We start from the raw sequence: 26,633 nt of genomic DNA on the forward strand, positions 1-26,633 counted from the left end.
TGCCCATGACACAGCCAACACATCGCCGGCAGGTGGAGCTATTGACCCGCGATGGTTGCGCGATCTGCTTGCGAGTGCACGCGCAGTTGGCCGAGTTGGCCGGTGAGCTCGACTTTGACCTGGTCAGCACCGATGTCGACGTCGCCGCGTCGGCCGGCAACGCACAATTGCGGGCCGAGTTCGGCGACCGGCTGCCGGTGATTCTGCTGGATGGGCGCGAGCACAGCTACTGGGAAGTCGACGAACCCCGGCTGCGGGCTGACCTGGCCAGCTGAGGAGCCCATACCCGTCTAGTCGATTATTTGGTAGCCCAACTACCAAGCGTCTACCGTAGAGAGCAGTTCACTTTCTCGAGACGCAAGGGAGCGGGCCAGGTGATGCTGCCGTGAGCATCTTGCTCTTCGGGGTTTCGCACCGTAGTGCGCCGGTCTCCGTCCTGGAACAACTCAGCATCGACGAGTCCGAGCAAGTCAAAATCGTCGACCGGGTGCTGCAGTCGCCGCTGGTCACCGAGGCCATGGTGCTGTCGACGTGCAACCGCGTCGAGGTATACGCCGTTGTCGAGGCGTTCCACGGCGGTTTGTCGGCGATTGGACAGGTGCTCTCCGATCACTCCGGTATGTCGATGGGGGAGCTGACCAAACACGCTTACGTGCGCTATAGCGAGGCGGCCGTCGAGCACCTGTTCGCGGTGGCCAGCGGACTGGATTCGGCGGTGGTCGGCGAGCAGCAGGTGCTCGGCCAGGTGCGCCGTTCGTACTCCGCCGCCGAGGCCAACCGCACCGTCGGCCGGGTGCTGCACGAGCTGGCCCAGCGCGCGCTGTCGGTGGGCAAACGGGTGCACTCGGAGACCTCGATCGACGCCGCGGGTGCCTCGGTGGTGTCGGTCGCGCTGGGCATCGCCGAACGCAAGCTGGGCGGTTTGGGCGCCAAGACCGCCGTGGTCATCGGAGCGGGGTCGATGGGGGCGCTCTCCAGCGCACATCTGACCCGGGCCGGCATCGGCAAAGTCCACGTGCTGAACCGTTCGCTGGCCCGTGCACAGCGGCTGGCCGGCAAGATCAGGCAGTCGGGCGTGCTCGCCGAAGCCCGGACACTGGACCGGCTGGCCGAAGTGCTGACCGACGCAGATGTGGTGGTCAGTTGCACCGGGGCGGTGGCTCCGGTGGTTTCCCTGGCCGACGTGCACCACGCGCTGGCCACCGCACGCCGCGACGAGACGACCCGGCCCCTGGTCATCTGTGATCTGGGGATGCCCCGCGATGTCGACCCGGCCGTGGCCGGGCTGCCCGGTGTCTGGCTGATCGACGTGGAGCGGGTGCAACGCGAACCGTCGGCCCATGCCGCTTCCGCCGACGTTGCTGCGGCCCGCCACATTGTCGCGGCCGAAGTCGCCGGCTATCTGGCGGGGCAGCGGATGGCCGAAGTCACTCCGACCGTTACGGCGCTGCGCCAGCGTGCCGCGGACGTGGTCGAGGCGGAATTGTTGCGCCTGGACAACCGGCTGCCGGGGCTGGACAGCGCCGAACGCGACGAGGTGGCCCGCACGGTGCGACGGGTGGTCGACAAGCTGCTGCACGCGCCGACGGTGCGGATCAAACAACTGGCCAGTGCCCCTGGTGGCGACAGCTATGCCGAGGCATTGCGCGAGCTGTTCCAACTGGACCAGACCGCCGTCGACGCCGTAGCGACCGCCGGCGAATTGCCCTTCTTTTCAAGCGGATTGGATGCCGGAGCCGGCCCGCAGGGCGCTGATGGCCCGTCGGCCGGCCCGACCCCGTCTGCCCCCAACCCTTCCGCCGAGTAGCTGATTGGCGCACGTGATCCGGATAGGCACCCGGGGCAGCCTGCTGGCCACCACCCAGGCTGCGACCGTTAGAGACGCTCTCATCGCCAATGGCCATGCCGCCGAGCTGGTCACCATAAGCACGCTCGGCGATCGATCCTCGGCGCCGATCGAAACTCTCGGTGTGGGGGTTTTCACCACCGCGCTGCGCGAGGCTATCGAGGACGGCCGCGTCGACGCCGCTGTGCACTCGCACAAAGATTTGCCAACCGCCCAGGACCCCAGGTTCACCATTGCGGCCATTCCGCCACGACAGGACCCCCGCGACGCAGTTGTCGCCCGCGACGGGCTGGTGCTCGGGGAATTGCCGGTCGGTTCGCTGGTGGGAACCTCGTCGCCGCGGCGGGCCGCGCAGCTTAGAGCATTGGGTCTCGGTTTGGAAATCCGCCCCCTAAGAGGCAACCTAGATACCAGGTTGAACAGGGTAAGTAATGGTGATCTTGACGCCATCGTGGTGGCTCGGGCCGGGCTGGCCCGGCTGGGCCGTCTCGACGACGTCACCGAGACGCTGGAGCCGGTACAGATGTTGCCAGCGCCTGCTCAAGGTGCGCTCGCGATCGAATGTCGAGCCGGCGATAGTCGGCTGACAACAGTGTTGGCGGAGTTGGACGACGCCGACACGCGGGCAGCGGTCACCGCCGAGCGAGCCCTGCTCGCCGAACTGGAGGCTGGTTGCTCCGCGCCGGTGGGTGCGATCGCTGAGGTGGTCGAGTCCATCGACGAGGAGGGACGGGTTTTCGAAGAGCTGTCGCTACGCGGCTGCGTGGCGGCACTGGACGGATCCGACGTGATCCGCGCGTCCGGAATCGGCACTTCCGGTCGGGCACGGGAGCTTGGGCTCGCCGTTGCCGCGGAGCTGTTCGAGCTGGGCGCTCGAGAGCTGATGTGGGGAGAGGGCAATTCCCCGCAAGGAAGTTGAGTGAGTGACTTGGGAGCGACAATGATGACGCGAGGGCGCAAGCCGAGGCCGGGCCGCATTACTTATGTGGGCTCTGGCCCAGGTGACCCGGGTCTGTTGACCACACGGGCCGCCGCGGTACTGGCGAACGCCGCCCTGGTGTTCACGGACCCCGATGTGCCTGAATCGGTGCTGGCACTGATCGGTAACGATCTGCCGCCCGTCTCCGGGCCGGCGCCCGCGACTGCAGTGGCCGACAATGCTGACGCTGCGACCGGCGGCCCCGCGGAGGGTGAGTCCGACCAGGCGGTCTCGGCGGTGGTCTCTAGTGGTCCGGACATCCGCCCGGCGCTGGGTGATCCCACCGAAGTTGCCAAAACGCTGACCGCCGAAGCCCGTTCGGGCGCCGACGTGGTGCGTTTGGTGGCCGGTGACCCGATGTCGGTGGACGCGGTGATCGCCGAGGTCAACGCCATTACCCGCAGCCACCTGCAGATCGAGATCCTGCCCGGTCTGGCGGCAACCAGCGCGGTCCCGACCTATGCGGGACTGCCCCTGGGCTCCGCGCACACGGTTGCCGACGTGCGTGGCGACGTGGACTGGGAGGCGCTGGCCGCCGCACCGGGTCCGCTGATCCTGCAGGCCACCGCGTCACATCTGGCTGACGCGGCCCGCACGCTGGTTGAGCACGAGCTGGCGGACACAACGCCGTGCGTGGTGACCGCGCACGGAACCACCTGCCAACAGCGCTCGGTGGAAACCACCCTGCAGGGGCTGACCGATCCGGCCATCCTGGGCGGAACCGACCCTGCCGGCCCGCTGACCGGGCCGCTGGTGGTGACCATCGGCAAGACCGTGAGCAATCGCGCCAAGCTGAACTGGTGGGAGAGCCGGGCACTGTACGGCTGGACCGTGTTGGTACCCCGAACCAAAGACCAGGCCGGCGAAATGAGCGAGCGGCTGACGTCCTACGGTGCCCTGCCGGTCGAGGTGCCGACGATCGCCGTCGAACCGCCGCGCAGCCCGGCGCAGATGGAACGCGCGGTTAAAGGCCTCGTCGACGGCCGGTTCCAATGGGTCGTGTTCACCTCCACCAACGCCGTGCGCGCGGTGTGGGAGAAGTTCGGCGAGTTCGGCCTGGACGCCCGGGCGTTCTCCGGAGTGAAGATCGCCTGTGTGGGCGAGTCGACTGCCGATCGGGTTCGCGCTTTCGGGATCAGCCCGGAGCTGGTCCCGGCCGGGGAACAGTCCTCGCTGGGCCTGCTGGACGAATTCCCGCCCTACGACAGCATTTTCGATCCGGTCAACCGGGTGTTGCTGCCGCGCGCTGACATCGCCACCGAGACGCTGGCCGAGGGGCTGCGCGAGCGTGGCTGGGAGATCGAGGACGTGACGGCCTACCGCACGGTGCGGGCCGCTCCGCCGCCGGCGGCCACCCGCGAGATGATCAAGACGGGCGGTTTCGACGCGGTCTGCTTCACCTCGAGTTCTACGGTGCGCAATCTGGTCGGTATCGCCGGTAAGCCGCACGCGCGGACCATCATCGCCTGCATCGGACCCAAGACCGCCGAAACGGCCGCCGAGTTCGGGCTCCGGGTGGATGTCCAACCCGAGACCGCCGCGGTGGGCCCGCTGGTGGACGCGCTGGCCGAGCACGCCGCCCGGCTGCGCGCCGAAGGAGCCCTGCCCCCGCCTCGCAAGAAGAGTCGCCGGCGCTAGTGGTGCACGCGGAGGGATGCTAGTGGCGGGCCGCCACTGATGGGCGCCTACCCGCGGCAGCGGCCGCGCCGGCTCCGCTCGACCGCGGCGATGCGCCGCTTGGTAGCGCAAACCTCCTTGGAGCCAAGGCATTTGGTGCTGCCGATGTTCGTCGCCGACGGTATCGAAGAACCGCGCCCGATCGCGTCGATGCCGGGGGTGATGCAACACACCCGCGATTCGCTGCGCAGCGCCGCCGCGGACGCCGTTTCCGCCGGAGTGGGCGGCCTGATGTTGTTCGGGGTGCCCCGTGACACGTCGAAGGACCCAGTCGGCTCGGCCGGTACCGATCCTGACGGCATTCTCAACGCGGCCCTGCGCGACTTGGCCAAGGATCTCGGGGACGCGACGGTGCTGATGGCCGACACCTGCCTGGACGAGTTCACCGACCACGGGCACTGCGGGGTGCTCGATGACCGGGGCCGTGTCGACAACGACGCGACCGTGGCCCGCTACGTCGAATTGGCGGTCGCGCAGGCGCAGGCCGGCGCCCATGTGGTGGGACCGAGCGGGATGATGGACGGCCAGGTGGGTGCGATCCGCGACGGGCTGGACGAGGCCGGCTACGCCGACGTGGTGATTTTGGCCTACGCGGCCAAGTTCGCCTCGGCGTTCTATGGCCCCTTCCGAGAAGCGGTGAGCTGCAGCCTGTCCGGGGATCGGCGCACCTACCAGCAGGAACCGGGCAACATGCGGGAGGCGCTGCGCGAGGTCGAGCTGGATCTGGACGAAGGTGCCGACATCGTGATGATCAAACCCGCTTTGGGGTATCTGGACGTCGTCGCCGCGGCCGCAGACATTTCCCCGGTGCCGGTGGCCGCCTATCAGGTCTCGGGGGAGTACGCGATGATTTGTGCGGCGGCGGCCAACAGCTGGATCGACCAGCGGGCCGCGGCCCTGGAGTCGCTGACCAGCATCCGGCGTGCCGGGGCCGATATCGTGCTCACCTATTGGGCCGCCGATGCAGCGAGTTGGCTGTCGTGACGGAGGCTCACATGACATCAGCGGGGGAACCCAAGACGTTGTTCTACGAATCCGGCGCCTCTTGGTATTGGCTGCTGGCCGGCCCGTTCTCGGCGCTGTCGTTGATCTTGATCGAGAAGTCCACCGGCGCCGGCATCCAGTTGATCACCCCAGTGATCTTCCTGGTCCTGGTGTCGGTATTCGTCGGCATTCAGGTGAAGGCGGCGCGAATCCACACCTCGGTGGAGCTGACCGAAGAATCCCTACGTCAGGGCACCGAGACCATCCTGGTGTCCGAAATCGTGAGGGTGTTCCCCGAACCCGAGAACTCCGTCGCATCTGGAAAGTCGCTGGCCAAGTGGCAGTCGGCGCGGGCGCTTGGTGAGTTGGTCGGGGTACCACGCGGCCGGGTCGGCATCGGCATCAAGCTCACCGGCGGACGCACCGCGCAGGCCTGGGCGCGTCGGCATCGCCATCTGCGTGCGGCGCTGACTCCATTGGTGCAGGAACGAGTCGGGCCTACCCAGGTCGACCGCGACGCTGGCGACGACGCCGAGACGGCACTGTGAACCCCCGCAACCGGGCCGTGATTGAGCTGGCTCTGGCCCTCGTCGCGGTGTGGGCCACCGCGGCGAGCTGGCTACAGACCACCTCAACGGTGGCGGTCGCTCCCGTTACCGCAGGTCAACCCGTCACGACGTCGGTGATCTATCACCCGCAGCAATTGGTGCTGACCCTGGCCCTGGCGACCCTGGCGGGGGTGCTCGCGGTCGTGGGAGTCTGCCGGTTGCGGCGGGCGCGACAATCGCCCAGTGCGCCTGCCGACAACAGCTCGGATCTCGCGCGCTAAGCGGTTTTTCGGACCAGCGACAACATCAGCTGACGGTGAATGCTGTTGGCCTGAGCCAGGTCGCGCAGCGCCTCGTGCACCGAGCTCCGAGTTGGCTCAATTGGAGGACGGGTCGGCAGCAGTGAGGGTGTGGTCGCCGGCCTTGATCTTGACCGTGCAGGTCCCCACCCGCCACGACGGACGCTGGCCGTAGTCAAGGTTTGCCGCCACCGGCGTTGGGCCTAGATCGGCATCCGCCGCTTGACGGTGGCATAGGAGATCGGCCGGACCCCGATCTCGGTGAGCACTCGTTCGGTGTCGATCATGGTGCTGGGCCCAATGATCCGCGCCATCACGAAACACGTTGTCGCTATAGATGGTTGAGCCGAACCCTAGGATCCGGTAAGACGCGCACAGGCCGTTTCGCAGATGTCTTCTTGGGTCACTTGTGTGTCACTGGAGGAAGTTTTTGAGGTGGTTGGTGTAGGTGGGGGTGTGGTTGGGGTGGAGGAGTTGGTGGTGTGTGCTGTTGGTTGAGTGGGTTGTGGTGGGGCCGGTGAGGTGTGGTTGCCAGGCGTGGAGGAGGTATGCGGCTTTGGTGTGGGTGCTTTCGTAGGTGGGGTGGTTGGGGGGTGGGGTGTGTTCGGCGGCGATGAGCAGGGTGGGGCCGCTGTAGGTGTGGGGTTGGTGGTGTTGGTAGAGGGTGATGTTGTTGTTGTGGTTGGTGGTGAGGTGGTGTAGCTGGTCGTCGGGGATGGTGGTGGCGTGGTGGCCGAGCAGTGTTTGCAGGGTTTGGCGGTCGTTTCGGGGGGTGATTGTTGGGTCGGTGTTGGTGTCGAGGGTGGGTAGTGAGTCGAGCAGGATGAGTCGGGTGTCGGTGTGGCCGCGGTGGTGTAGTTCGATGGCGATTTGGTGGGCGAGGACGCCGCCGAAGGACCAGCCGAGGAGGTAGTAGGGGCCGGTGGGGTGGGTGTTTTGGATGCGGGTGGCGTAGTTGCGGGCCATGGCTTGGAGGGTGTGGGGTGGGGTTTCGTCGGCGTTGAGGGTTTGGTTGATGCCGATGAGGGGGTTGGTGAGGTGGTTGGCGAGGGTTTGGTAGGGCCAGCTGATGCCGCTGGTGGCGTGGATGCAGAACAGGGGTGTGCCGGTGCCGGTGCGCAGGGTTTGGATGGGGGGGATGGTGGCGGGTTGGGCTTGGGTGTCGATTCGGTGGGCGAGGGTGGTGATGGTGGGGGTGTCGAAGATGTCGGCGACGCGGAGGTCGGTGTGCAGGGTGGTGTTGGCGGCGGCGATCAAACGCATCGCCGACAGGGAATCTCCGCCGAGTTCAAAAAAGGAGTCGGCGGCGCTGATGCGGTCGATGCCGAGGATTTGGGTGTAGAGGCTGGCCAGGACTTCTTCGACCGGGCCTTGCGGGGCGAGATAAGTCTGCGCGGTGGTGGTGTAGTCGGGGGTGGGCAGGGCGCGGCGGTCGAGTTTGCCGTTGACCGTTAGTGGTAGTTCGTCGATCAGCATGAAGGCGGCCGGAACCATATAGGGCGGCAACACCTGGCTCAAGGAGGCGCGGATGTCGGTGGTGTCGAGCCTGGTCCCGCTGGTGGTGGTGTAGTAGGCGACCAGGCGGGGTTGGCCGGGGGTGTCTTCGCGGGCGATGACGACCGCCTGCTCCACCCCGTCGAGTGTGGTGAGGGCGGTGGTGACTTCGCCGCATTCGATGCGGTATCCGCGGATTTTGACTTGTTCGTCGGCGCGGCCCAGGTACTGCAGTTGCCCATCAGGTGCCCAACAGACGAGGTCGCCGGTGCGATACATCCGCGACCCGGCCGCCCCGAACGGGCATGCCACAAACCGGGTCGCACTCAACGCGCCGCGGCGCCAGTAGCCGACACCGACGCCGGCGCCGGCGACATACAACTCACCCACGGTCCCGGGGGGGACTGGGCGCAGCCAGCTGTCGAGGACGAACACCCCGGCCCCGGGCACGGGTGCGCCGATGGGCACCACTGTGTTCGCGGGGTGTAGGGGGTTGCTGATCGTGGTGCACATGGTGGTTTCGGTGGGGCCGTAGGCGTTGAGCAGGGTGTGCTCGGTGGCCCAGTGGTGGGCGAGGTCGATCGGGCAGGACTCTCCCACGGTGATGACGGTGGTTGCCTCTAGCCCGTGATCGGGGAGTTGGGCTAATGCTGAGGGGGTGTGGGTGAGCACACTGACGTGTTCGTCGATGAGCAGGGCGTGGAAGTCCTCGGGTGAGGTGACGATGTGTTCGGGTACGACCACGACCCGTCCGCCGCTGAGGAGGGCGCCGAGGATTTCCCAGACGGAGACGTCGAAGGCGTAGGAGTGCCATTGCGACCAGACCGCGTCGGTGGGGATGTCGAGATCGAGTTGGGTGGTCAGGGTGGTGGCGTTGTGGTGGGTGATGGCTACGCCTTTGGGGGTTCCGGTGGTGCCGGAGGTGTAGATCAGGTACGCCAGGTTGTGGGGGTTGGGTGGGGGTAGTGGGGTGGTGGGGTGGTCGTCGAGGGTGAGGGTGTCGAGGGTGATCACCGGAACACCACTGCTGGTGCCGGTGGTGGTGGGGAGGTGGGTGGTCAGTTCGGTGGTGGTCAGTACTGCGGTGGGGGTGGTGTCGGTGAGCATGAACGCGATACGCGTTGGGGGGTGGTGGGGGTCGATGGGTAGGTAGGCGGCGCCGGTTTTGAGGATGGCCAGGATGGTGAGGATGGCGTGGTCGCTGCGCGGTAGCAGCAGCGCGATGACCGCACCCGGCCCGGCGCTGTAGTTCAGGAGGTGGTGGGCGAGTTGGGTGCTGGCGGTATCGAGGTCGTGGTAGGTCCAGGTGTGGTCCTCGAAGGTGAGGGCCGGGGCGTGGGGGTGGGTGGCGACCACGCTGGCGAAGGCGGCGGGAATCGAGATCGCCGTGGTGGCCGGTGGGTTGGTGAGGGTGGGGTGGTTGCCCCAGGTGCGTAGTTGGGTGTGTTCGGTGTCGGTGAGCAGGTCGAGGTGGTGCAGGGGTTGGTCGGGGTGGGTGGTGAAGGCGTGCAGGGTGTGGTGCAGGCGGGTGGCCAGGGTGTTGATGGTGGTGGGGTCATAGACGTCGGTGCGGTATTCGATGGTGCCGGTCAGGGTCGGTGCTGTGTCGGGGGTGGTGGGGTGTTCGGTCAGGGAGATGACCAGGTCCATGCGGGCGGTGTGGGTGCTGACGGGGTAGGGGCTGATCCGGGCCTCACCCAGGGCCAGAGGGGTGTCGTGTTGGGTCCAGGGGTGGTTTTGGAAGGCGAGCATGACCTGGATGAGGGGGTGGTGGGTGCGGGAGCGGGTGGGCTGGAGGTGTTCGACCAATAGTTCGAAGGGCACGTGTTGGTGTTCGAACGCGGTCAGGCTGTCCTCGCGGATGTGGGCGAGTAGGTCGGTGGGGGTGTCTGCGGGGTGGGTGTGGGTGCGTAGCACCAGGGTGTTGACGAAGAACCCGATCAGCTCATCGAGGTGGGGGTGGGTGCGTGCGGCGATCGGGACGCCGATGGCGATGTCGTTGGTGTCGGCGAGGGTGGCTAGGACCACGGTCAGGGCGGCGTGGATGACCATGAAGACCGAGACGTGGTGGGTGTGGGCCAGGGTGTGGATTGCGGTGGTTAGTTCGGGGGGCCAGCTGAATTGGTGGCTGGCGCCGCGGTAGTCGGCGATCGGGGGGTAGGGGCGGTCGGTGGGCAGGGGCAGGTGTTCGGGGAGTCCGGCCAGGGTGTGGCGCCAGTAGGCCAGGTCGGTGGCCAGCAGGCTGGTGGGGTCGTGGGGGTCGCCGAGGAGTTGGTGGTGCCACAGGGTGTAGTCGGCGTAGTGCACCGGCAACGGCACCCAGGCCGGTGGGTGTCCGGCGGTGCGGGCGGTGTAGGCGGTGTTCAGGTCGCGGGCGAGCGGGCCCAGCGACCAGCCGTCGGCGGCGATGTGGTGGATCAGCAGTACCAGCACGTGCTGGTGGTCGGCGGTGTGCAAGACGGTGGCGCGGATCGGGATCTCGGCGGCTAGATCGAAGTGGTAGTTGGTGGCTTCGTCGATGGCGGTGTGCAGGTGTTGGGGTGTCCACCCGCGGGCATCCACGACTTGCCAGCTCATGTCGGCTTGGTTGGGGGTGAGGATGTCTTGGTAGCCGGTGCCGTCGATGCTGGGAAAGCGGGTGCGCAGGGTTTCGTGGCGGGTGATCAGATCGGTGAGTGCGGCTCGGAGTGCTTCGGTGTCCAGGGGGCCGTGCAGGTGCAGGACGACCGGGATGTTGTAGACCGCCGAGGGGCCTTGAAGCTGCTCAAGAAACCACAATCGGGACTGGGCAAACGACAACGGCACCAACGCCGGGCGGGGGCCGGCGATCAATGGCAGCTGAGTGACGGTGTCGGCCCCGACACGGTGTGCTAGCCCGGTGATGGTGGGGGCCTCGAACACATCAACAACGCGCAGACCGGTGTGCAGGGTGGTGTTGGCGGCGGCGATCAAACGCATCGCCGACAACGAATCCCCACCGAGCTCGAAGAACGAGTCGGCGGCGCTGACCCGGTCACCACCGCCGAGGATTTGGGCGTAGAGGCTGGCCAGGGTTTCTTCCACCGGCCCCTGCGGCGCAACATAAGCCTGCGCGCTGGTGGTGTAGTCGGGGGCGGGCAAAGCGCGGCGGTCGAGTTTGCCGTTGACCGTCAACGGCAACGCGTCCATCATCACGAACGCGGCCGGAACCATATACGCCGGCAGGACTTCACTTAACCGGTCACGCAGCCACGCCGTATCGATCCCACCGTTACCGGCGCTGGTGTAGTAGGCGACCAGGCGGGTTTGGCCGGTGTCGGTGTGGGCGATCACCACCGCCTGCTCCACCCCATCGAGTGCGGCCAAGGCGGCGGTGACTTCGCCGCATTCGATGCGGTAGCCACGGATTTTGACTTGCTCATCAGCGCGGCCCAGATACTGCAGTTGCCCATCAGGGCCCCAACACACCAGATCACCGGTGCGATACATCCGCGACCCCGCCGCCCCGAACGGGCATGCCACAAACCGGGCCGCACTCAACCCGCCCCGGCGCCAATAGCCGACACCCACCCCGGCACCGGCGACATACAACTCACCCACGGTCCCCGGCGGCACCGGACGCAACCACCCATCGAGCACAAACACCCCCGCACCACCCACCGGCGCCCCGATCGGCACCACCGGGTCACCGGCCTGAAGGGGGCTGCTGATGGTGGCGGTGATGGTGGTTTCGGTGGGTCCGTAGGAGTTGAGCATGACGCGGCCCGGCGCCCAGCGTTGGGCCAGGTCGATTGGGCAGGGTTCGGCACCGACTAGCAGTGTGTGCACACCTGTTAACCCGTGCGGCGGCAACATCGTCAGTAAGGGAGCCGTGAGATACACGATATTGACCCCGGCATCGTCGAGCCACTGGCCGAGTTCGTGGAGGGACTCCATCACGTGTTCAGGGATGACGACCAGGCGGCCGCCGCCGAGTAGGGCGGCGAAGATTTCCCAGACGGAGACGTCGAAGGCGTAGGAGTGGCATTGCGACCAGCTCTGCTGGGACGGTATCGACCTGTAAATGCCCTGTTGGTGCAAAGAAGCGAGGAAAGCGGTGGCGTTGTGGTGGGTGATGGCCACGCCTTTGGGGGTTCCGGTGGTGCCGGAGGTGTAGATCAGATACGCCAGGTCGTGGGGGCTGGGTGGGAGCAGTGGGGCGGTGGGGTAGTCATCGAGGTTGGTGAGGGTGTCGAGGGTGATCACCGGAACACCACTGCTGGTGGGGAGGTGGGTGGTCAGTTCGGTGGTGGTCAACACGGCGGCGGGGGTGGTGTCGGTGAGCATGAACGCGATACGGGCGTGGGGGTGGTGGGGGTCGATGGGGAGGTAGGCGGCGCCGGTTTTGAGGATGGCCAGGATGGTGAGGATGGCGTGGTCGCTGCGCGGTAGCAGCAGCGCGATGACTGCACCCGCTCGAGCCCCGTGGGTGGTGGTGAGGTGGTGGGCGAGTTGGGTGCTGGCGGTATCGAGTTGTTGGTAGGTCCAGGTGTGGTCTTCGAAGGTGAGGGCCGGGGCGTGGGGGTGGGTGGCGACCACGCTGGCGAAGGCGGCGGGAATCGAGATCGCCGTGGTGGTGGGAGCGGTGAGGGTGGGGTGGTTGCCCCAGGTGCGTAGTTGGGTGTGTTCGGTGGGGGTGAGGAGGTCGAGGTGGTGCAGGGGTTGGTCGGGGTGGGTGGTGAAGGCGTGCAGGGTGTGGTGCAGGCGGGTGGCCAGGGTGTTGATGGTGGTGGGGTCATAGACGTCGGTGCGGTATTCGATGGTGCCGGTCAGGGTCGGTGCTGTGTCGGGGGTGGTGGGGTGTTCGGTCAGGGAGATGACCAGGTCCATGCGGGCGGTGTGGGTGCTGACGGGGTAGGGGCTGATCCGGGCTTCACCCAGGGCCAGAGGGGTGTCGTGTTGGGTCCAGGGGTGGTTTTGGAAGGCGAGCATGACCTGGATGAGGGGGTGGTGGGTGCGGGAGCGGGTGGGGTGGAGGTGTTCGACCAGCAGTTCGAAGGGCACGTGTTGGTGTTGGTAGGCGGTCAGGCTGTCCTCGCGGATGTGGGCGAGTAGGTCGGTGGGGGTGTCTGCGGGGTGGGTGTGGGTGCGTAGCACCAGGGTGTTGACGAAGAACCCGATCAGCTCATCGAGGTGGGGGTGGGTGCGTGCGGCGATCGGGACGCCGATGGCGATGTCGTTGGTGTCGGCGAGGGTGGCTAGGACCACGGTCAGGGCGGCGTGGATGACCATGAAGACCGAGACGTGGTGGGTGTGGGCCAGGGTGTGGATTGCGGTGGTTAGTTCGGGGGGCCAGCTGAATTGGTGGCTGGCGCCGCGGTAGTCGGCGATCGGGGGGTAGGGGCGGTCGGTGGGCAGGGGCAGGTGTTCGGGGAGTCCGGCCAGGGTGTGGCGCCAGTAGGCCAGGTCGGTGGCCAGCAGGCTGGTGGGGTCGTGGGGGTCGCCGAGGAGTTGGTGGTGCCACAGGGTGTAGTCGGCGTAGTGCACCGGCAACGGCACCCAGGCCGGTGGGTGTCCGGCGGTGCGGGCGGTGTAGGCGGTGTTCAGGTCGCGGGCGAGCGGGCCCAGCGACCAGCCGTCGGCGGCGATGTGGTGGATCAGCAGTACCAGCACGTGCTGGTGGTCGGCGGTGTGCAAGACGGTGGCGCGGATCGGGATCTCGGCGGCTAGATCGAAGTGGTAGTTGGTGGCTTCGTCGATGGCGGTGTGCAGGTGTTGGGGTGTCCACCCGCGGGCATCCACGACTTGCCAGCTCATGTCGGCTTGGTTGGGGGTGAGGATGTCTTGGTAGCCGATCCCCTCGCTCGTGGTGCTGAAGCGGGTGCGCAGGGTTTCGTGGCGGGTGATCAGATCGGTGAGTGCGGCTCGGAGTGCTTCGGTGTCCAGGGGGCCGTGCAGGTGCAGGACGACCGGGATGTTGTAGACCGCCGAGGGGCCTTGAAGCTGCTCAAGAAACCACAATCGGGACTGGGCAAACGACAACGGCACCAACGCCGGGCGGGGGCCGGCGATCAATGGCAGCTGAGCGACCGGGTCCGCCCCGACACGTTGTGCTAGCCCGGTGATGGTGGGGGCCTCGAACACATCAACAACGCGCAGACCGGTGTGCAGGGTGGTGTTGGCGGCGGCGATCAAACGCATCGCCGACAGGGAATCTCCGCCGAGGTCGAAGAAGGAGTCGGCGGCGCTGACCCGGTCACTACCGAGGATTTGGGCGTAGAGGCTGGCCAGGGTTTCTTCCACCGGGCCTTGCGGGGCGAGATAAGCCTGCGCGCTGGTGGTGTAGTCGGGGGTGGGCAGGGCGCGGCGGTCGAGTTTGCCGTTGACCGTTAGTGGTAGTTCGTCGATCACCATGAAGGCGGCCGGAACCATATACGCCGGCAGGACTTCACTTAACCGGTCACGCAGCCACGCCGTATCGATCCCACCGTTACCGGCGCTGGTGTAGTAGGCGACCAGGCGGGTTTGGCCGGTGTCGGTGTGGGCGATCACCACCGCCTGCTGCACCCCATCGAGTGCGGCCAGGGCGGCGGTGACTTCGCCGCATTCGATGCGGTAGCCACGGATTTTGACTTGCTCATCAGCGCGGCCCAGATACTGCAGTTGCCCATCAGGGCCCCAACACACCAGGTCACCGGTGCGATACATCCGCGACCCGGCCGCCCCGAACGGGCATGCCACAAACCGGGCCGCACTCAACCCGCCCCGGCGCCAATAGCCGACACCCACCCCGGCACCGGCGACATACAACTCACCCACGGTCCCCGGCGGCACCGGACGCAACCAGCCATCGAGCACAAACACCCCGGCCCCGGGCACGGGTGCGCCGATGGGCACCACAGTGGCGCCGGCGTGCAGCGGGGGTGCGGCGGTGAGGTAGATGGTGGCTTCGGTGGGGCCGTAGGCGTTGATCAGGGTTCGCCCCGGGGCCCACTGATCGACCAGCTCTGCTGGGCAGGCCTCACCGATCAAGATGACAGCGCTGACTTCGTCGAGGCCTTGGGGGCTCAGCGCCCCCAACCCCGAAGGGGTGTGGTTGAGCACACTGACGTGTTCGTCGGTGAGTAGTTGGTGCAGGTCTGGGGGGCTATGCACGACCTGTTCGGGCACCACGACCAGCCGCCCACCATGGAGCAGGGCCCCGAAGACTTCCAGGACTGCGACATCGAAGCTGTAGGAGTGCCATTGCGACCAGACACCGTCTACAGCGATGTCCAGCTGCAGGTCGGTGAGCAGGGTGGTGACGTTGTGGTGGGTGATGGCCACACCTTTGGGGGTTCCGGTGGTGCCGGAGGTGTAGATCAGATACGCCAGGTCGTGGGGGTTGGGTGCGGGTAGTGGGGTGGTGGGGTAGTTATCGAGGTTGGTGAGGGTGTCGAGGGTGATCACCGGAACACCACTGCTGGTGGGGAGGTGGGTGGTCAGTTCGGTGGTGGTCAACACGGCGGCGGGGGTGGTGTCGGTGAGCATGAACGCGATACGGGCGTGGGGGTGGTGGGGGTCGATGGGGAGGTAGGCGGCGCCGGTTTTGAGGATGGCCAGGATGGTGAGGATGGCGTGGTCGCTGCGCGGTAGCAGCAGCGCGATGACTGCACCCGCTCGAGCCCCGTGGGTGGTGGTGAGGTGGTGGGCGAGTTGGGTGCTGGCGGTATCGAGTTGTTGGTAGGTCCAGGTGTGGTCTTCGAAGGTGAGGGCCGGGGCGTGGGGGTGGGTGGCGACCACGCTGGCGAAGGCGGCGGGAATCGAGATCGCCGTGGTGGTGGGAGCGGTGAGGGTGGGGTGGTTGCCCCAGGTGCGTAGTTGGGTGTGTTCGGTGGGGGTGAGGAGGTCGAGGTGGTGCAGGGGTTGGTCGGGGTGGGTGGTGAAGGCGTGCAGGGTGTGGTGCAGGCGGGTGGCCAGGGTGTTGATGGTGGTGGGGTCATAGACGTCGGTGCGGTATTCGATGGTGCCGGTCAGGGTCGGTGCTGTGTCGGGGGTGGTGGGGTGTTCGGTCAGGGAGATGACCAGGTCCATGCGGGCGGTGTGGGTGCTGACGGGGTAGGGGCTGATCCGGGCTTCACCCAGGGCCAGAGGGGTGTCGTGTTGGGTCCAGGGGTGGTTTTGGAAGGCGAGCATGACCTGGATGAGGGGGTGGTGGGTGCGGGAGCGGGTGGGGTGGAGGTGTTCGACCAGCAGTTCGAAGGGCACGTGTTGGTGTTGGTAGGCGGTCAGGCTGTCCTCGCGGATGTGGGCGAGTAGGTCGGTGGGGGTGTCTGCGGGGTGGGTGTGGGTGCGTAGCACCAGGGTGTTGACGAAGAACCCGATCAGCTCATCGAGGTGGGGGTGGGTGCGTGCGGCGATCGGGACGCCGATGGCGATGTCGTTGGTGTCGGCGAGGGTGGCTAGGACCACGGTCAGGGCGGCGTGGATGACCATGAAGACCGAGACGTGGTGGGTGTGGGCCAGGGTGTGGATTGCGGTGGTTAGTTCGGGGGGCCAGCTGAATTGGTGGCTGGCGCCGCGGTAGTCGGCGATCGGGGGGTAGGGGCGGTCGGTGGGCAGGGGCAGGTGTTCGGGGAGTCCGGCCAGGGTGTGGCGCCAGTAGGCCAGGTCGGTGGCCAGCAGGCTGGTGGGGTCGTGGGGGTCGCCGAGGAGTTGGTGGTGCCACAGGGTGTAGTCGGCGTAGTGCACCGGCAACGGCACCCAGGCCGGTGGGTGTCCGGCGGTGCGGGCGGTGTAGGCGGTGTTCAGGTCGCGGGCGAGCGGGCCCAGCGACCAGCCGTCGGCGGCGATGTGGTGGATCAGCAGTACCAGCACGTGCTGGTGGTCGGCGGTGTGCAAGACGGTGGCGCGGATCGGGATCTCGGCGGCTAGATCGAAGTGGTAGTTGGTGGCTTCGTCGATGGCGGTGTGCAGGTGTTGGGGTGTCCACCCGCGGGCATCCACGACTTGCCAGCTCATGTCGGCTTGGTTGGGGGTGAGGATGTCTTGGTAGCCGATCCCCTCGCTCGTGGTGCTGAAGCGGGTGCGCAGGGTTTCGTGGCGGGTGATCAGATCGGTGAGTGCGGCTCGGAGTGCTTCGGTGTCCAGGGGGCCGTGCAGGTGCAGGACGACCGGGATGTTGTAGACCGCCGAGGGGCCTTGAAGCTGCTCAAGAAACCACAATCGGGACTGGGCAAACGACAACGGCACCAACGCCGGGCGGGGGCCGGCGATCAATGGCAGCTGAGCGACCGGGTCCGCCCCGACACGTTGTGCTAGCCCGGTGATGGTGGGGGCCTCGAACACATCAACAACGCGCAGACCGGTGTGCAGGGTGGTGTTGGCGGCGGCGATCAAACGCATCGCTGAGAGCGAATCCCCACCGAGTTCGAAGAACGAGTCGGCGGCGCTGACCCGGTCACTACCGCCGAGGATCTGGGCATAGAGGCTGGCCAGCACTTCTTCCACCGGCCCCTGCGGGGCGACATAAGCCTGCGCGCTGGTGGTGGTGTAGTCGGGGGTGGGCAGGGCGCGGCGGTCGAGTTTGCCGTTGACCGTTAGTGGTAGTTCGTCGATCACCATGAACGCGGCCGGAACCATATACGGCGGCAGGACTTCACTTAACCGGTCACGCAGCCACGCCGTATCGATCCCACCGCCACCGGTGGTGGTGGTGTAGTAGCCGACTAGGCGGGTTTGGCCGGGGGTGTCGTCGCGGGCGATGACGACTGCCTGCTCCACCTCGTCGAGTGTGGTGAGGGCGGTGGTGACTTCGCCGCATTCGATGCGGTATCCGCGGATTTTGACTTGTTCGTCGGCGCGGCCCAGGTACTGCAGTTGCCCATCAGGTGCCCAACAGACGAGGTCGCCGGTGCGATACATCCGCGACCCGGCTGCCCCGTACGGGCATGCGACAAACCGGGTGGCGCTCAACGCGCCGCGGCGCCAGTAGCCGACACCGACGCCGGCGCCGGCGACATACAACTCACCCACGGTCCCGGGGGGGACTGGGCGCAGCCAGCTGTCGAGGACGAACACCCCGGCCCCGGGCACGGGTGCGCCGATGGGCACCACTGTGTTCGCGGGGTGTAGGGGGTTGCTGATCGTGGTGCACATGGTGGTTTCGGTGGGGCCGTAGGCGTTGAGCAGGGTGTGCCCGGTGGCCCAGTGGTGGGCGAGGTCGATCGGGCAGGACTCTCCCACGGTGATGACGGTGGTTGCCTCTAACCCGTGATCGGGGAGTTGGGCTAATGCTGAGGGGGTGTGGGTGAGCACACTGACGTGTTCGTCGATGAGCAGGGCGTGGAAGTCCTCGGGTGAGGTGACGATGTGTTCGGGTACGACCACGACCCGTCCGCCGCTGAGGAGGGCGCCGAGGATTTCCCAGACGGAGACGTCGAAGGCGTAGGAGTGCCATTGCGACCAGACCGCGTCGGTGGGGATGTCGAGATCGAGTTGGGTGGTCAGGGTGGTGGCGTTGTGGTGGGTGATGGCTACGCCTTTGGGGGTTCCGGTGGTGCCGGAGGTGTAGATCAGGTACGCCAGGTTGTGGGGGTTGGGTGGGGGTAGTGGGGTGGTGGGGTGGTCGTCGAGGGTGAGGGTGTCGAGGGTGAGGGTGGTGATGGCTGGGGTGTGGGGGAGGTGTTGGGCGAGTTCGGTGGTGGTCAGTACTGCGGTGGGGGTGGTGTCGGTGAGCATGAACGCGATACGGGCGTGGGGGTGGTGGGGGTCGATGGGGAGGTAGGCGGCGCCGGTTTTGAGGATGGCCAGGATGGTGAGGATGGCGTGGTCGCTGCGTGGTAGCAGCAGCGCGACGACCGCACCCGGCCCGGCCCCGTAGTCGAGTAGGTGGTGGGCGAGTTGGGTGCTGGCGGTATCGAGTTGTTGGTAGGTCCAGGTGTGGTCCTCGAAGGTGAGGGCCGGGGCGTGGGGGTGGGTGGCGACCACGCTGGTGAAGGCGGCGGGAATCGAGATCGCCGTGGTGGTGGGAGCGGTGAGGGTGGGGTGGTTGCCCCAGGTGTGTAGTTGGGTGTGTTCGGTGGGGGTGAGGAGGTCGAGGTGGTGCAGGGGTTGGTCGGGGTGGGTGGTGAAGGCGTGCAGGGTGTGGTGCAGGCGGGTGGCCAGGGTGTTGATGGTGGTGGGGTCATAGACGTCGGTGCGGTATTCGATGGTGCCGGTCAGGGTCGGTGCTGTGTCGGGGGTGGTGGGGTGTTCGGTCAGGGAGATGACCAGGTCCATGCGGGCGGTGTGGGTGCTGACGGGGTAGGGGCTGATCCGGGCCTCACCCAGGGCCAGAGGGGTGTCGTGTTGGGTCCAGGGGTGGTTTTGGAAGGCGAGCATGACCTGGATGAGGGGGTGGTGGGTGCGGGAGCGGGTGGGCTGGAGGTGTTCGACCAATAGTTCGAAGGGCACGTGTTGGTGTTGGTAGGCGGTCAGGCTGTCCTCGCGGATGTGGGCGAGTAGGTCGGTGGGGGTGTCTGCGGGGTGGGTGTGGGTGCGTAGCACCAGGGTGTTGACGAAGAACCCGATCAGCTCATCGAGGTGGGGGTGGGTGCGTGCGGCGATCGGGACGCCGATGGCGATGTCGTTGGTGTCGGCGAGGGTGGCTAGGACCACGGTCAGGGCGGCGTGGATGACCATGAAGACCGAGACGTGGTGGGTGTGGGCCAGGGTGTGGATTGCGGTGGTTAGTTCGGGGGGCCAGCTGAATTGGTGGCTGGCGCCGCGGTAGTCGGCGATCGGGGGGTAGGGGCGGTCGGTGGGCAGGGGCAGGTGTTCGGGGAGTCCGGCCAGGGTGTGGCGCCAGTAGGCCAGGTCGGTGGCCAGCAGGCTGGTGGGGTCGTGGGGGTCGCCGAGGAGTTGGTGGTGCCACAGGGTGTAGTCGGCGTAGTGCACCGGCAGCGGCACCCAGGTCGGCGGGTGCCCACACAGGCGGGCGGTGTAGGCGGTGTCGAGGTCGCGGGCGAGCGGGCCCAGCGACCAGCCGTCGGCGGCGATGTGGTGGATCAGCAGTACCAGCACGTGCTGGTCGGGCCCGGTGTGCAAGACGGTGGCGCGGATCGGGATCTCGGCGGCTAGATCGAAGTGGTAGTTGGTGGCTTCGTCGATGGCGGTGTGCAGGTGTTGGGGTGTCCACCCGCGGGCATCCACGACCTGCCAGAAGATTTCGGCTTGGTCGGGGGTGAGGATGTCTTGGTAGCCGGTGCCGTCGATGCTGGGAAAGCGGGTGCGCAGGGTTTCGTGGCGGGTGATCAGATCGTCGAGTGCGGCTCGGAGTGCCTCGGTGTCCAGGGGGCCGTGCAGGTGCAGGACGACCGGGATGTTGTAGACCGCCGAGGGGCCTTGAAGCTGCTCAAGAAACCACAATCGGGACTGGGCAAACGACAACGGCACCAACGCCGGGCGGGGGCCGGCGATCAATGGCAGCTGAGCGACGGTGTCGGCCCCGACACGGCGTGCTAGCCCGGTGATGGTGGGGGCCTCGAACACATCAGCAACGCGCAGACCGGTGTGCAGGGTGGTGTTGGCGGCGGCGATCAAACGCATCGCCGACAACGAATCCCCGCCGAGGTCGAAGAAGGAGTCGGCGGCGCTGACCCGGTCACCACCGCCGAGGATTTGGGCGTAGAGGCTGGCCAGGGTTTCTTCCACCGGCCCCTGCGGCGCAACATAAGCCTGCGCGCTGGTGGTGTAGTCGGGGGCGGGCAGGGCACGGCGGTCGAGTTTGCCGTTGACTGTTAGTGGTAGTTCGTCGATCTCGATGAACGCGGCCGGAACCATATACGCCGGCAACACCTGGCTCAAGGAGGCGCGGATGTCGGTGGTGTCGAGCCTGGTCCCGCTGGTGGTGGTGTAGTAGGCCACCAGGCGGGTTTGGCCGGGGGTGTCTTCGCGGGCGATGACGACTGCCTGCTGCACCCCATCGAGGGCGGTGAGGGCGGCGGTGACTTCGCCGCATTCGATGCGGTAGCCACGGATTTTGACTTGTTCATCAGCGCGGCCCAGGTACTGCAGTTGCCCATCAGGGCCCCAACACACCAGGTCACCGGTGCGATACATCCGCGACCCCGCCGCCCCGAACGGGCATGCCACAAACCGGGCCGCACTCAACCCACCCCGGCGCCAATACCCCACACCCACCCCGGCACCGGCGACATACAACTCACCCACGGTCCCGGGCGGGACCGGGCGCAGCGAACTGTCGAGGACGAATACCCCGGCCCCGGGCACGGGGGCGCCGATCGGCACCACCGGGGTCCCCGCCACCAGCGGGGCGGTGATGGTGGCTGCCACGGTGGTTTCGGTGGGGCCGTAGGCGTTGAGCATGATCCGCCCTGGTGCCCAGCGATCTAGTAGGTCAGCAGGACAGGGCTCACCTCCGGTGAGGAGGGTGGTGTTTTCCAGTCCTTCTGGTGGCAGGTTCTGGAGTGCGGCGGGGGTTTGACTGAGAACACTGACCTGCTCGGTGACGAGCAGGGCGTGGAAGTCCTCGGGTGAGGTGACGATGTGTTCGGGTACGACCACGACCCGCCCGCCGCCGAGCAGGGCGCCGAAGATTTCCCAGACGGAGTAGTCGAAGGCGTAGGAGTGGCATTGCGACCAGCTGTGCTGGGGGGCCCCCGACCCGTAGATGCCCCGCTGATGCAGGGAGCTGATCCAACTGGCGATGTTGTGGTGGGTGATGGCCACGCCTTTGGGGGTTCCGGTGGTGCCGGAGGTGTAGATCAGATACGCCAGGTCGTGGGGGTCGGGTGGGGGCAGCGCTGTGGTGGGGTGGTCATCGACGGTGAGGGTGTCGAGGGTGATCACCGGAACACGACTGCTGGTGGGGAGGTGTTGGGTGAGTTCGGTGGTGGTGATGATCGCGGTGGGGGTGGTGTCGGTGAGCATGAACGCGATGCGGGCGTGGGGGTGGTGGGGGTCGATGGGTAGGTAGGCGGCGCCGGTTTTGAGGATGGCCAGGATGGTGAGGATGGCGTGGTCGCTGCGCGGTAGCAACAGGGCGATGATGGTGCCGGGGCCGGCGCTGTAGTTCAGGAGGTGGTGGGCGAGTTGGGTGCTGGCCGTATCGAGTTGTTGGTAGGTCCAGGTGTGGTCTTCGAAGGTGAGGGCCGGGGCGTGGGGGTGGGTGGCGACCACGTTGGCGAAGGCGGCGGGAATCGAGATCGCCGCCGTGGTGGTGGGAGCGGTGAGGGTGGGGTGGTTGCCCCAGGTGTGTAGGTGGGTGTGTTCGGTGTCGGTGAGGAGGTCGAGGTGGTGCAGGGGTTGGTCGGGGTGGGTGGTGAAGGCGTGCAGGGTGTGGTGCAGGCGGGTGGCCAGGGTGTTGATGGTGGTGGGGTTATAGACGTCGGTGCGGTATTCGATGGTGCCGGTCAGGGTCGGTGCTGTGTTGGGGGTGGTGGGGTGTTCGGTCAGGGAGATGACCAGGTCCATGCGGGCGGTGTGGGTGCTGACGGGGTAGGGGCTGATCCGGGCTTCACCCAGGGCCAGAGGGGTGTCGTGTTGGGTCCAGGGGTGGTTTTGGAAGGCGAGCATGACCTGGATGAGGGGGTGGTGGGTGCGGGAGCGGGTGGGCTGGAGGTGTTCGACCAGGAGTTCGAAGGGGACGTGTTGGTGTTGGTAGGCGGTCAGGCTGTCCTCGCGGATGTGGGCGAGTAGGTCGGTGGGGGTGTCTGCGGGGTGGGTGTGGGTGCGCAGGACCAGGGTGTTGACGAAGAACCCGATCAGTTCGTCGAGGTGGGGGTGGGTGCGTGCGGCGATCGGGATGCCGATGGCGATGTCGTTGGTGTCGGCGAGGGTGGCTAGGACCACGGTCAGGGCGGCGTGGATGACCATGAAGACCGAGACGTGGTGGGTGTGGGCCAGGGTGTGGATTGCGGTGGTTAGTTCGGGGGGCCAGCTGAATTGGTGGCTGGCGCCGCGGTAGTCGGCGATCGGGGGGTAGGGGCGGTCGGTGGGCAGGGGCAGGTGTTCGGGGAGTCCGGCCAGGGTGTGGCGCCAGTAGGCCAGGTCGGTGGCCAGCAGGCTGGTGGGGTCGTGGGGGTCGCCGAGGAGTTGGTGGTGCCACAGGGTGTAGTCGGCGTAGTGCACCGGCAATGGCACCCAGGTCGGTGGGTGTCCGGCGGTGCGGGCGGTGTAGGCGGTGTCGAGGTCGCGGGCGAGCGGGCCCAGCGACCAGCCGTCGGCGGCGATGTGGTGGATCAGCAGTACCAGCACGTGCTGGTGGTCGGCGGTGTGCAAGACGGTGGCGCGGATCGGGATCTCGGCGGCTAGGTCGAAGTGGTAGTTGGTGGCTTCGTCGATGGCGGTGTGCAGGTGTTGGGGTGTCCACCCGCGGGCATCGACCACTTGCCAGCTCATGTCGGCTTGGTTGGGGGTGAGGATGTCTTGGTAGCCGGTGCCGTCGATGCTGGGAAAGCGGGTGCGCAGGGTTTCGTGGCGGGTGATCAGATCGGTGAGTGCGGCTCGGAGTGCTTCGGTGTCCAGGGGGCCGTGCAGGTGCAGGACGACCGGGATGTTGTAGACCGCCGAGGGGCCTTGAAGCTGTTCAAGAAACCACAGCCGGGACTGGGCAAACGACAACGGCACCCGAGGCGGGCGGGGGCCGGCGATCAATGGCAGCTGAGCGACCGGGTCGGCCCCGACACGGCGTGCTAGCCCGGTGATGGTGGGGGCCTCGAACACATCAGCAACCCGCAGACCGGCGTGCAGGGTGGTGTTGGCGGCGGCGATCAAACGCATCGCCGACAGGGAATCTCCGCCGAGGTCGAAGAAGGAGTCGGCGGCGCTGACCCGGTCACCACCGCCGAGGATTTGGGCGTAGAGGCTGGCCAGGGTTTCTTCCACCGGGCCTTGCGGGGCGAGATAAGCCTGCGCGCTGGTGGTGTAGTCGGGGGTGGGCAGGGCGCGGCGGTCGAGTTTGCCGTTGACCGTTAGTGGTAGTTCGTCGATCACCATGAAGGCGGCCGGAACCATATACGCCGGCAGGACTTCACTTAACCGGTCACGCAGCCACGCCGTATCGATCCCAGCGTTACCGGCGCTGGTGTAGTAGGCGACCAGGCGGGTTTGGCCGGTGTCGGTGTGGGCGATCACGACCGCCTGCTGCACCCCATCGAGTGCGGCCAGGGCGGCGGTGACTTCGCCGCATTCGATGCGGTAGCCACGGATTTTGACTTGTTCATCGGCGCGGCCCAGATACTGCAGTTGCCCATCAGGGGCCCAACACACCAGGTCACCGGTGCGATACATCCGCGACCCGGCCGCCCCGAACGGGCACGCGACAAACCGGGTCGCACTCAACCCGCCCCGGCGCCAATAGCCGACGCCGACCCCGGCACCGGCGACATACAACTCACCCACGGTCCCCGGCGGCACCGGACGCAACCAGCCATCGAGCACAAACACCCCGGCCCCGGGCACGGGTGCGCCGATGGGCACCACAGTGGCGCCGGCGTGCAGCGGGGGTGCGGCGGTGAGGTAGATGGTGGCTTCGGTGGGGCCGTAGGCGTTGATCAGAGTTCGCCCCGGGGCCCACTGATCGACCAGCTCTGCTGGGCAGGCCTCACCGATCAAGATGACAGCGCTGACTTCGTCGAGGCCTTGGGGGCTCAGCGCCCCCAACCCCGAAGGGGTGTGGTTGAGCACACTGACGTGTTCGTCGATGAGTAGTTGGTGCAGGTCTGGGGGGCTATGCACGACCTGTTCGGGCACCACGACCAGCCGCCCACCATGGAGCAGGGCCCCGAAGACTTCCAGGACTGCGACATCGAAGCTGTAGGAGTGCCATTGCGACCAGACACCGTCTACAGCGATGTCCAGCTGCAGGTCGGTGAGCAGGGTGGTGACGTTGTGGTGGGTGATGGCCACACCTTTGGGGGTTCCGGTGGTGCCGGAGGTGTAGATCAGGTACGCCAGGTTGTGGGGGTTGGGTGCGGGTAGTGGGGTGGTGGGGTAGTTATCGAGGTTGGTGAGGGTGTCGAGGGTGATCACCGGAACACCACTGCTGGTGGGGAGGTGGGTGGTCAGTTCGGTGGTGGTCAACACGGCGGCGGGGGTGGTGTCGGTGAGCATGAACGCGATACGGGCGTGGGGGTGGTGGGGGTCGATGGGGAGGTAGGCGGCCCCGGTTTTGAGGACGGCCAGGATGGCGAGGATGGCGTGGTCGCTGCGCGGTAGCAGCAGCGCGATGACTGCACCCGCTCGAGCCCCGTGGGTGGTGGTGAGGTGGTGGGCGAGTTGGGTGCTGGCGGTATCGAGTTGTTGGTAGGTCCAGGTGTGGTCTTCGAAGGTGAGGGCCGGGGCGTGGGGGTGGGTGGCGACCACGCTGGTGAAGGCGGCCGGAATCGACACCGCGGGTGCGGTCACGGGAGCGGTGAGGGTGGGGTGGTTGCCCCAGGTGCGCAGTTGGGTGTGTTCGGTGTCGGTGAGTAGATCGATTGCGGAGACCGACCGGTCGGTATCGTCGATCATCGCCGTCAAGATTTGTTCTAGGCGTTGTGCCAAGACTTCGGTAGTCGCAAAGTCTGACGCGGGGTCACCGGTTCCTTGGGTACTCACCAGTAGTTCGTGACCGTTGTTTTGGAAGTAGATTCCGAAACCGGCGACACCGCCGAAGGCAATACAGATGGCTGTTGCCGGGGCTTGCCCGAACGGGTGGGTCGCGGTGCTGGGGATGAAATTGACTGCCAGGCCGGCGTTGGCTTGCGCGCGCATGCGCCTGTGGTCTTGGTTTTGCAGGGTTTCTACGGGGAATCGCTGATGTTGCACCGCTTTTTCGATCCGGGCATGGGTGTGTCTGCAGAACTGGGCGATGCTGGATCCCGGTGTGGAGGTCAACGTTAACGGGACAGTGCCCACCATCAACCCGGTGAAGGTCATTGACTCAGGTTCGACACGGCGGCTCACCGGGAAATCGATGACAACCTCAGAGTGGTGATCGCACCACTTTCCGACCAGCAGCGCGCACGCCGCGGTTAATATCGCCGATCGGCGCACTCCTAGCGCCCGGCAAAGTTTCTGCACCCCGGTGACGATCGCGGGATTCAGCTGCACCGGCGCGGAAACGCCGTCGCTTTCGGTGTTGTCATCTAGGGGGTTGATGAAGCGGTAATCAACATCTTTTGCGGGCAAATGATCCGCCCAATAGTTGTGATCGCTGTCGTAGTCGGGCGAGCTCTCGTAGGTGGTCTCGAGGGCGATGAGGTCCTGCAAGGAACCGACAAAGCTCGGAGGAACCGGAGCATCAGCGACCAGGGCTGAGTAGATCATAGCGATCCGGTTGCAGTGAACCATCAAGCCGAATCCGTCACTGACGAGATGATGGAAACAGGAATAGAAATAGAATTGGTCGGTACTGACCTGGTATAGAGCGTATCTGTGCAAGCGTTCGTCGAGTGCCATGGGCTGATTTCGGCTCAGTAATGCACGCCGGTAGGCCTCTTGGACAGGGTCGTCATATGAGCGGAGATCATAAAACGGCATTTCAACGTCATCGCCGGGGTCAATGTGCTGAAGAACTTCGCCGTCTTTTTCGAAGAAAACAGCTCTGAGTGAATCGCTTTCCTGCAACGCTTGCTGTATGGCCGTTTCGAGAATGTGCGGAATTATCGGGCCATCGATCACGACAAAATTTGCGATGTTCCATCGCGGCCCAGTGCCGTTGATCTGCAGGTCAAGCCAGATGCCCAGCTGGCCGCGGGTTAAAGGCAATCCGCCCTGCCGTGGCCCCACTGATGAACCTCCGATATTACCTATAGCAAGCGGGAAATGACACCCATGCAAGCTGGAAAGCTATGCGTCCAGACTTTCCGCAACCAGCCTCACCG

At 66.4% G+C, this 26,633-nt stretch carries 8 protein-coding genes and 1 pseudogene; 7 read left to right on the forward strand and 2 right to left on the reverse strand.

The window, feature by feature from the left end; translation table 11 throughout:
* Positions 1-5: 5 nt before the first annotated feature.
* The 7 genes from CCUG20998_RS03960 (at position 6) to CCUG20998_RS03990 (ending at position 6,315) form a co-directional block, all read left to right on the forward strand.
* Positions 6-275, forward strand: coding sequence for a glutaredoxin family protein (locus tag CCUG20998_RS03960; protein WP_011742143.1), 270 nt, complete (start codon positions 6-8; stop codon positions 273-275).
* A 110-nt stretch (positions 276-385) separates the two neighbouring features.
* The gene (locus CCUG20998_RS03965; RefSeq protein ID WP_103654161.1) at positions 386-1,807 is read left to right on the forward strand and encodes a glutamyl-tRNA reductase; all 1,422 of its coding nucleotides are present in this window, start codon (positions 386-388) and stop codon (positions 1,805-1,807) included.
* A 13-nt stretch (positions 1,808-1,820) separates the two neighbouring features.
* Entirely contained in the window at positions 1,821-2,765 is a 945-nt protein-coding gene (gene hemC / locus CCUG20998_RS03970; RefSeq protein ID WP_020731786.1) for a hydroxymethylbilane synthase, read from the forward strand.
* Between the two features lie 24 nt (positions 2,766-2,789).
* On the forward strand, positions 2,790-4,463 hold the full coding sequence (locus CCUG20998_RS03975) for a bifunctional uroporphyrinogen-III C-methyltransferase/uroporphyrinogen-III synthase (protein WP_099052688.1): 1,674 nt from the start codon (positions 2,790-2,792) through the stop codon (positions 4,461-4,463).
* A gap of 39 nt (positions 4,464-4,502) precedes the next feature.
* Positions 4,503-5,486 carry a porphobilinogen synthase gene (gene hemB / locus CCUG20998_RS03980; protein WP_020731788.1) on the forward strand — a complete coding sequence of 328 codons (984 nt, stop codon included), beginning with the start codon at positions 4,503-4,505 and terminating at the stop codon, positions 5,484-5,486.
* An 11-nt stretch (positions 5,487-5,497) separates the two neighbouring features.
* Positions 5,498-6,034 (forward strand): hypothetical protein, encoded by a 537-nt coding sequence (locus CCUG20998_RS03985; RefSeq protein WP_011742148.1) that lies wholly within the window; start codon positions 5,498-5,500, stop codon positions 6,032-6,034.
* The gene (locus CCUG20998_RS03990) at positions 6,031-6,315 is read left to right on the forward strand and encodes a hypothetical protein (RefSeq protein ID WP_011742149.1); all 285 of its coding nucleotides are present in this window, start codon (positions 6,031-6,033) and stop codon (positions 6,313-6,315) included. Before CCUG20998_RS03985 ends, CCUG20998_RS03990 begins: the two co-directional genes overlap by 4 nt.
* A 155-nt stretch (positions 6,316-6,470) precedes the next feature.
* On the opposite strand, the pseudogene CCUG20998_RS28290 reads toward CCUG20998_RS03990, so the two are convergent.
* Positions 6,471-6,744: pseudogene (locus tag CCUG20998_RS28290) on the reverse strand (IS1634 family transposase); the annotation flags it as partial.
* 3 nt (positions 6,745-6,747) lie between these two features.
* The gene (locus CCUG20998_RS04005; protein WP_116269092.1) at positions 6,748-26,538 is read right to left on the reverse strand and encodes a non-ribosomal peptide synthase/polyketide synthase; all 19,791 of its coding nucleotides are present in this window, start codon (positions 26,536-26,538) and stop codon (positions 6,748-6,750) included.
* Between the last annotated feature and the right edge of the window lie 95 nt (positions 26,539-26,633).

Origin of the sequence: Mycobacterium marinum (genome assembly GCF_003391395.1) — a bacterium.
In the GTDB taxonomy this organism is placed as follows: Bacteria; Actinomycetota; Actinomycetes; order Mycobacteriales; family Mycobacteriaceae; genus Mycobacterium; species Mycobacterium marinum.

Coding starts and splice junctions, on each gene's coding strand:
- CCUG20998_RS03975 (WP_099052688.1), top strand. CDS start 2,790: ATGACGCGAGGGCGCAAGCCGAGGCCGGGCCGCATTACTTATGTGGGC.
- hemB (WP_020731788.1), top strand. CDS start 4,503: ATGGGCGCCTACCCGCGGCAGCGGCCGCGCCGGCTCCGCTCGACCGCG.
- CCUG20998_RS03985 (WP_011742148.1), top strand. CDS start 5,498: ATGACATCAGCGGGGGAACCCAAGACGTTGTTCTACGAATCCGGCGCC.
- CCUG20998_RS03960 (WP_011742143.1), top strand. CDS start 6: ATGACACAGCCAACACATCGCCGGCAGGTGGAGCTATTGACCCGCGAT.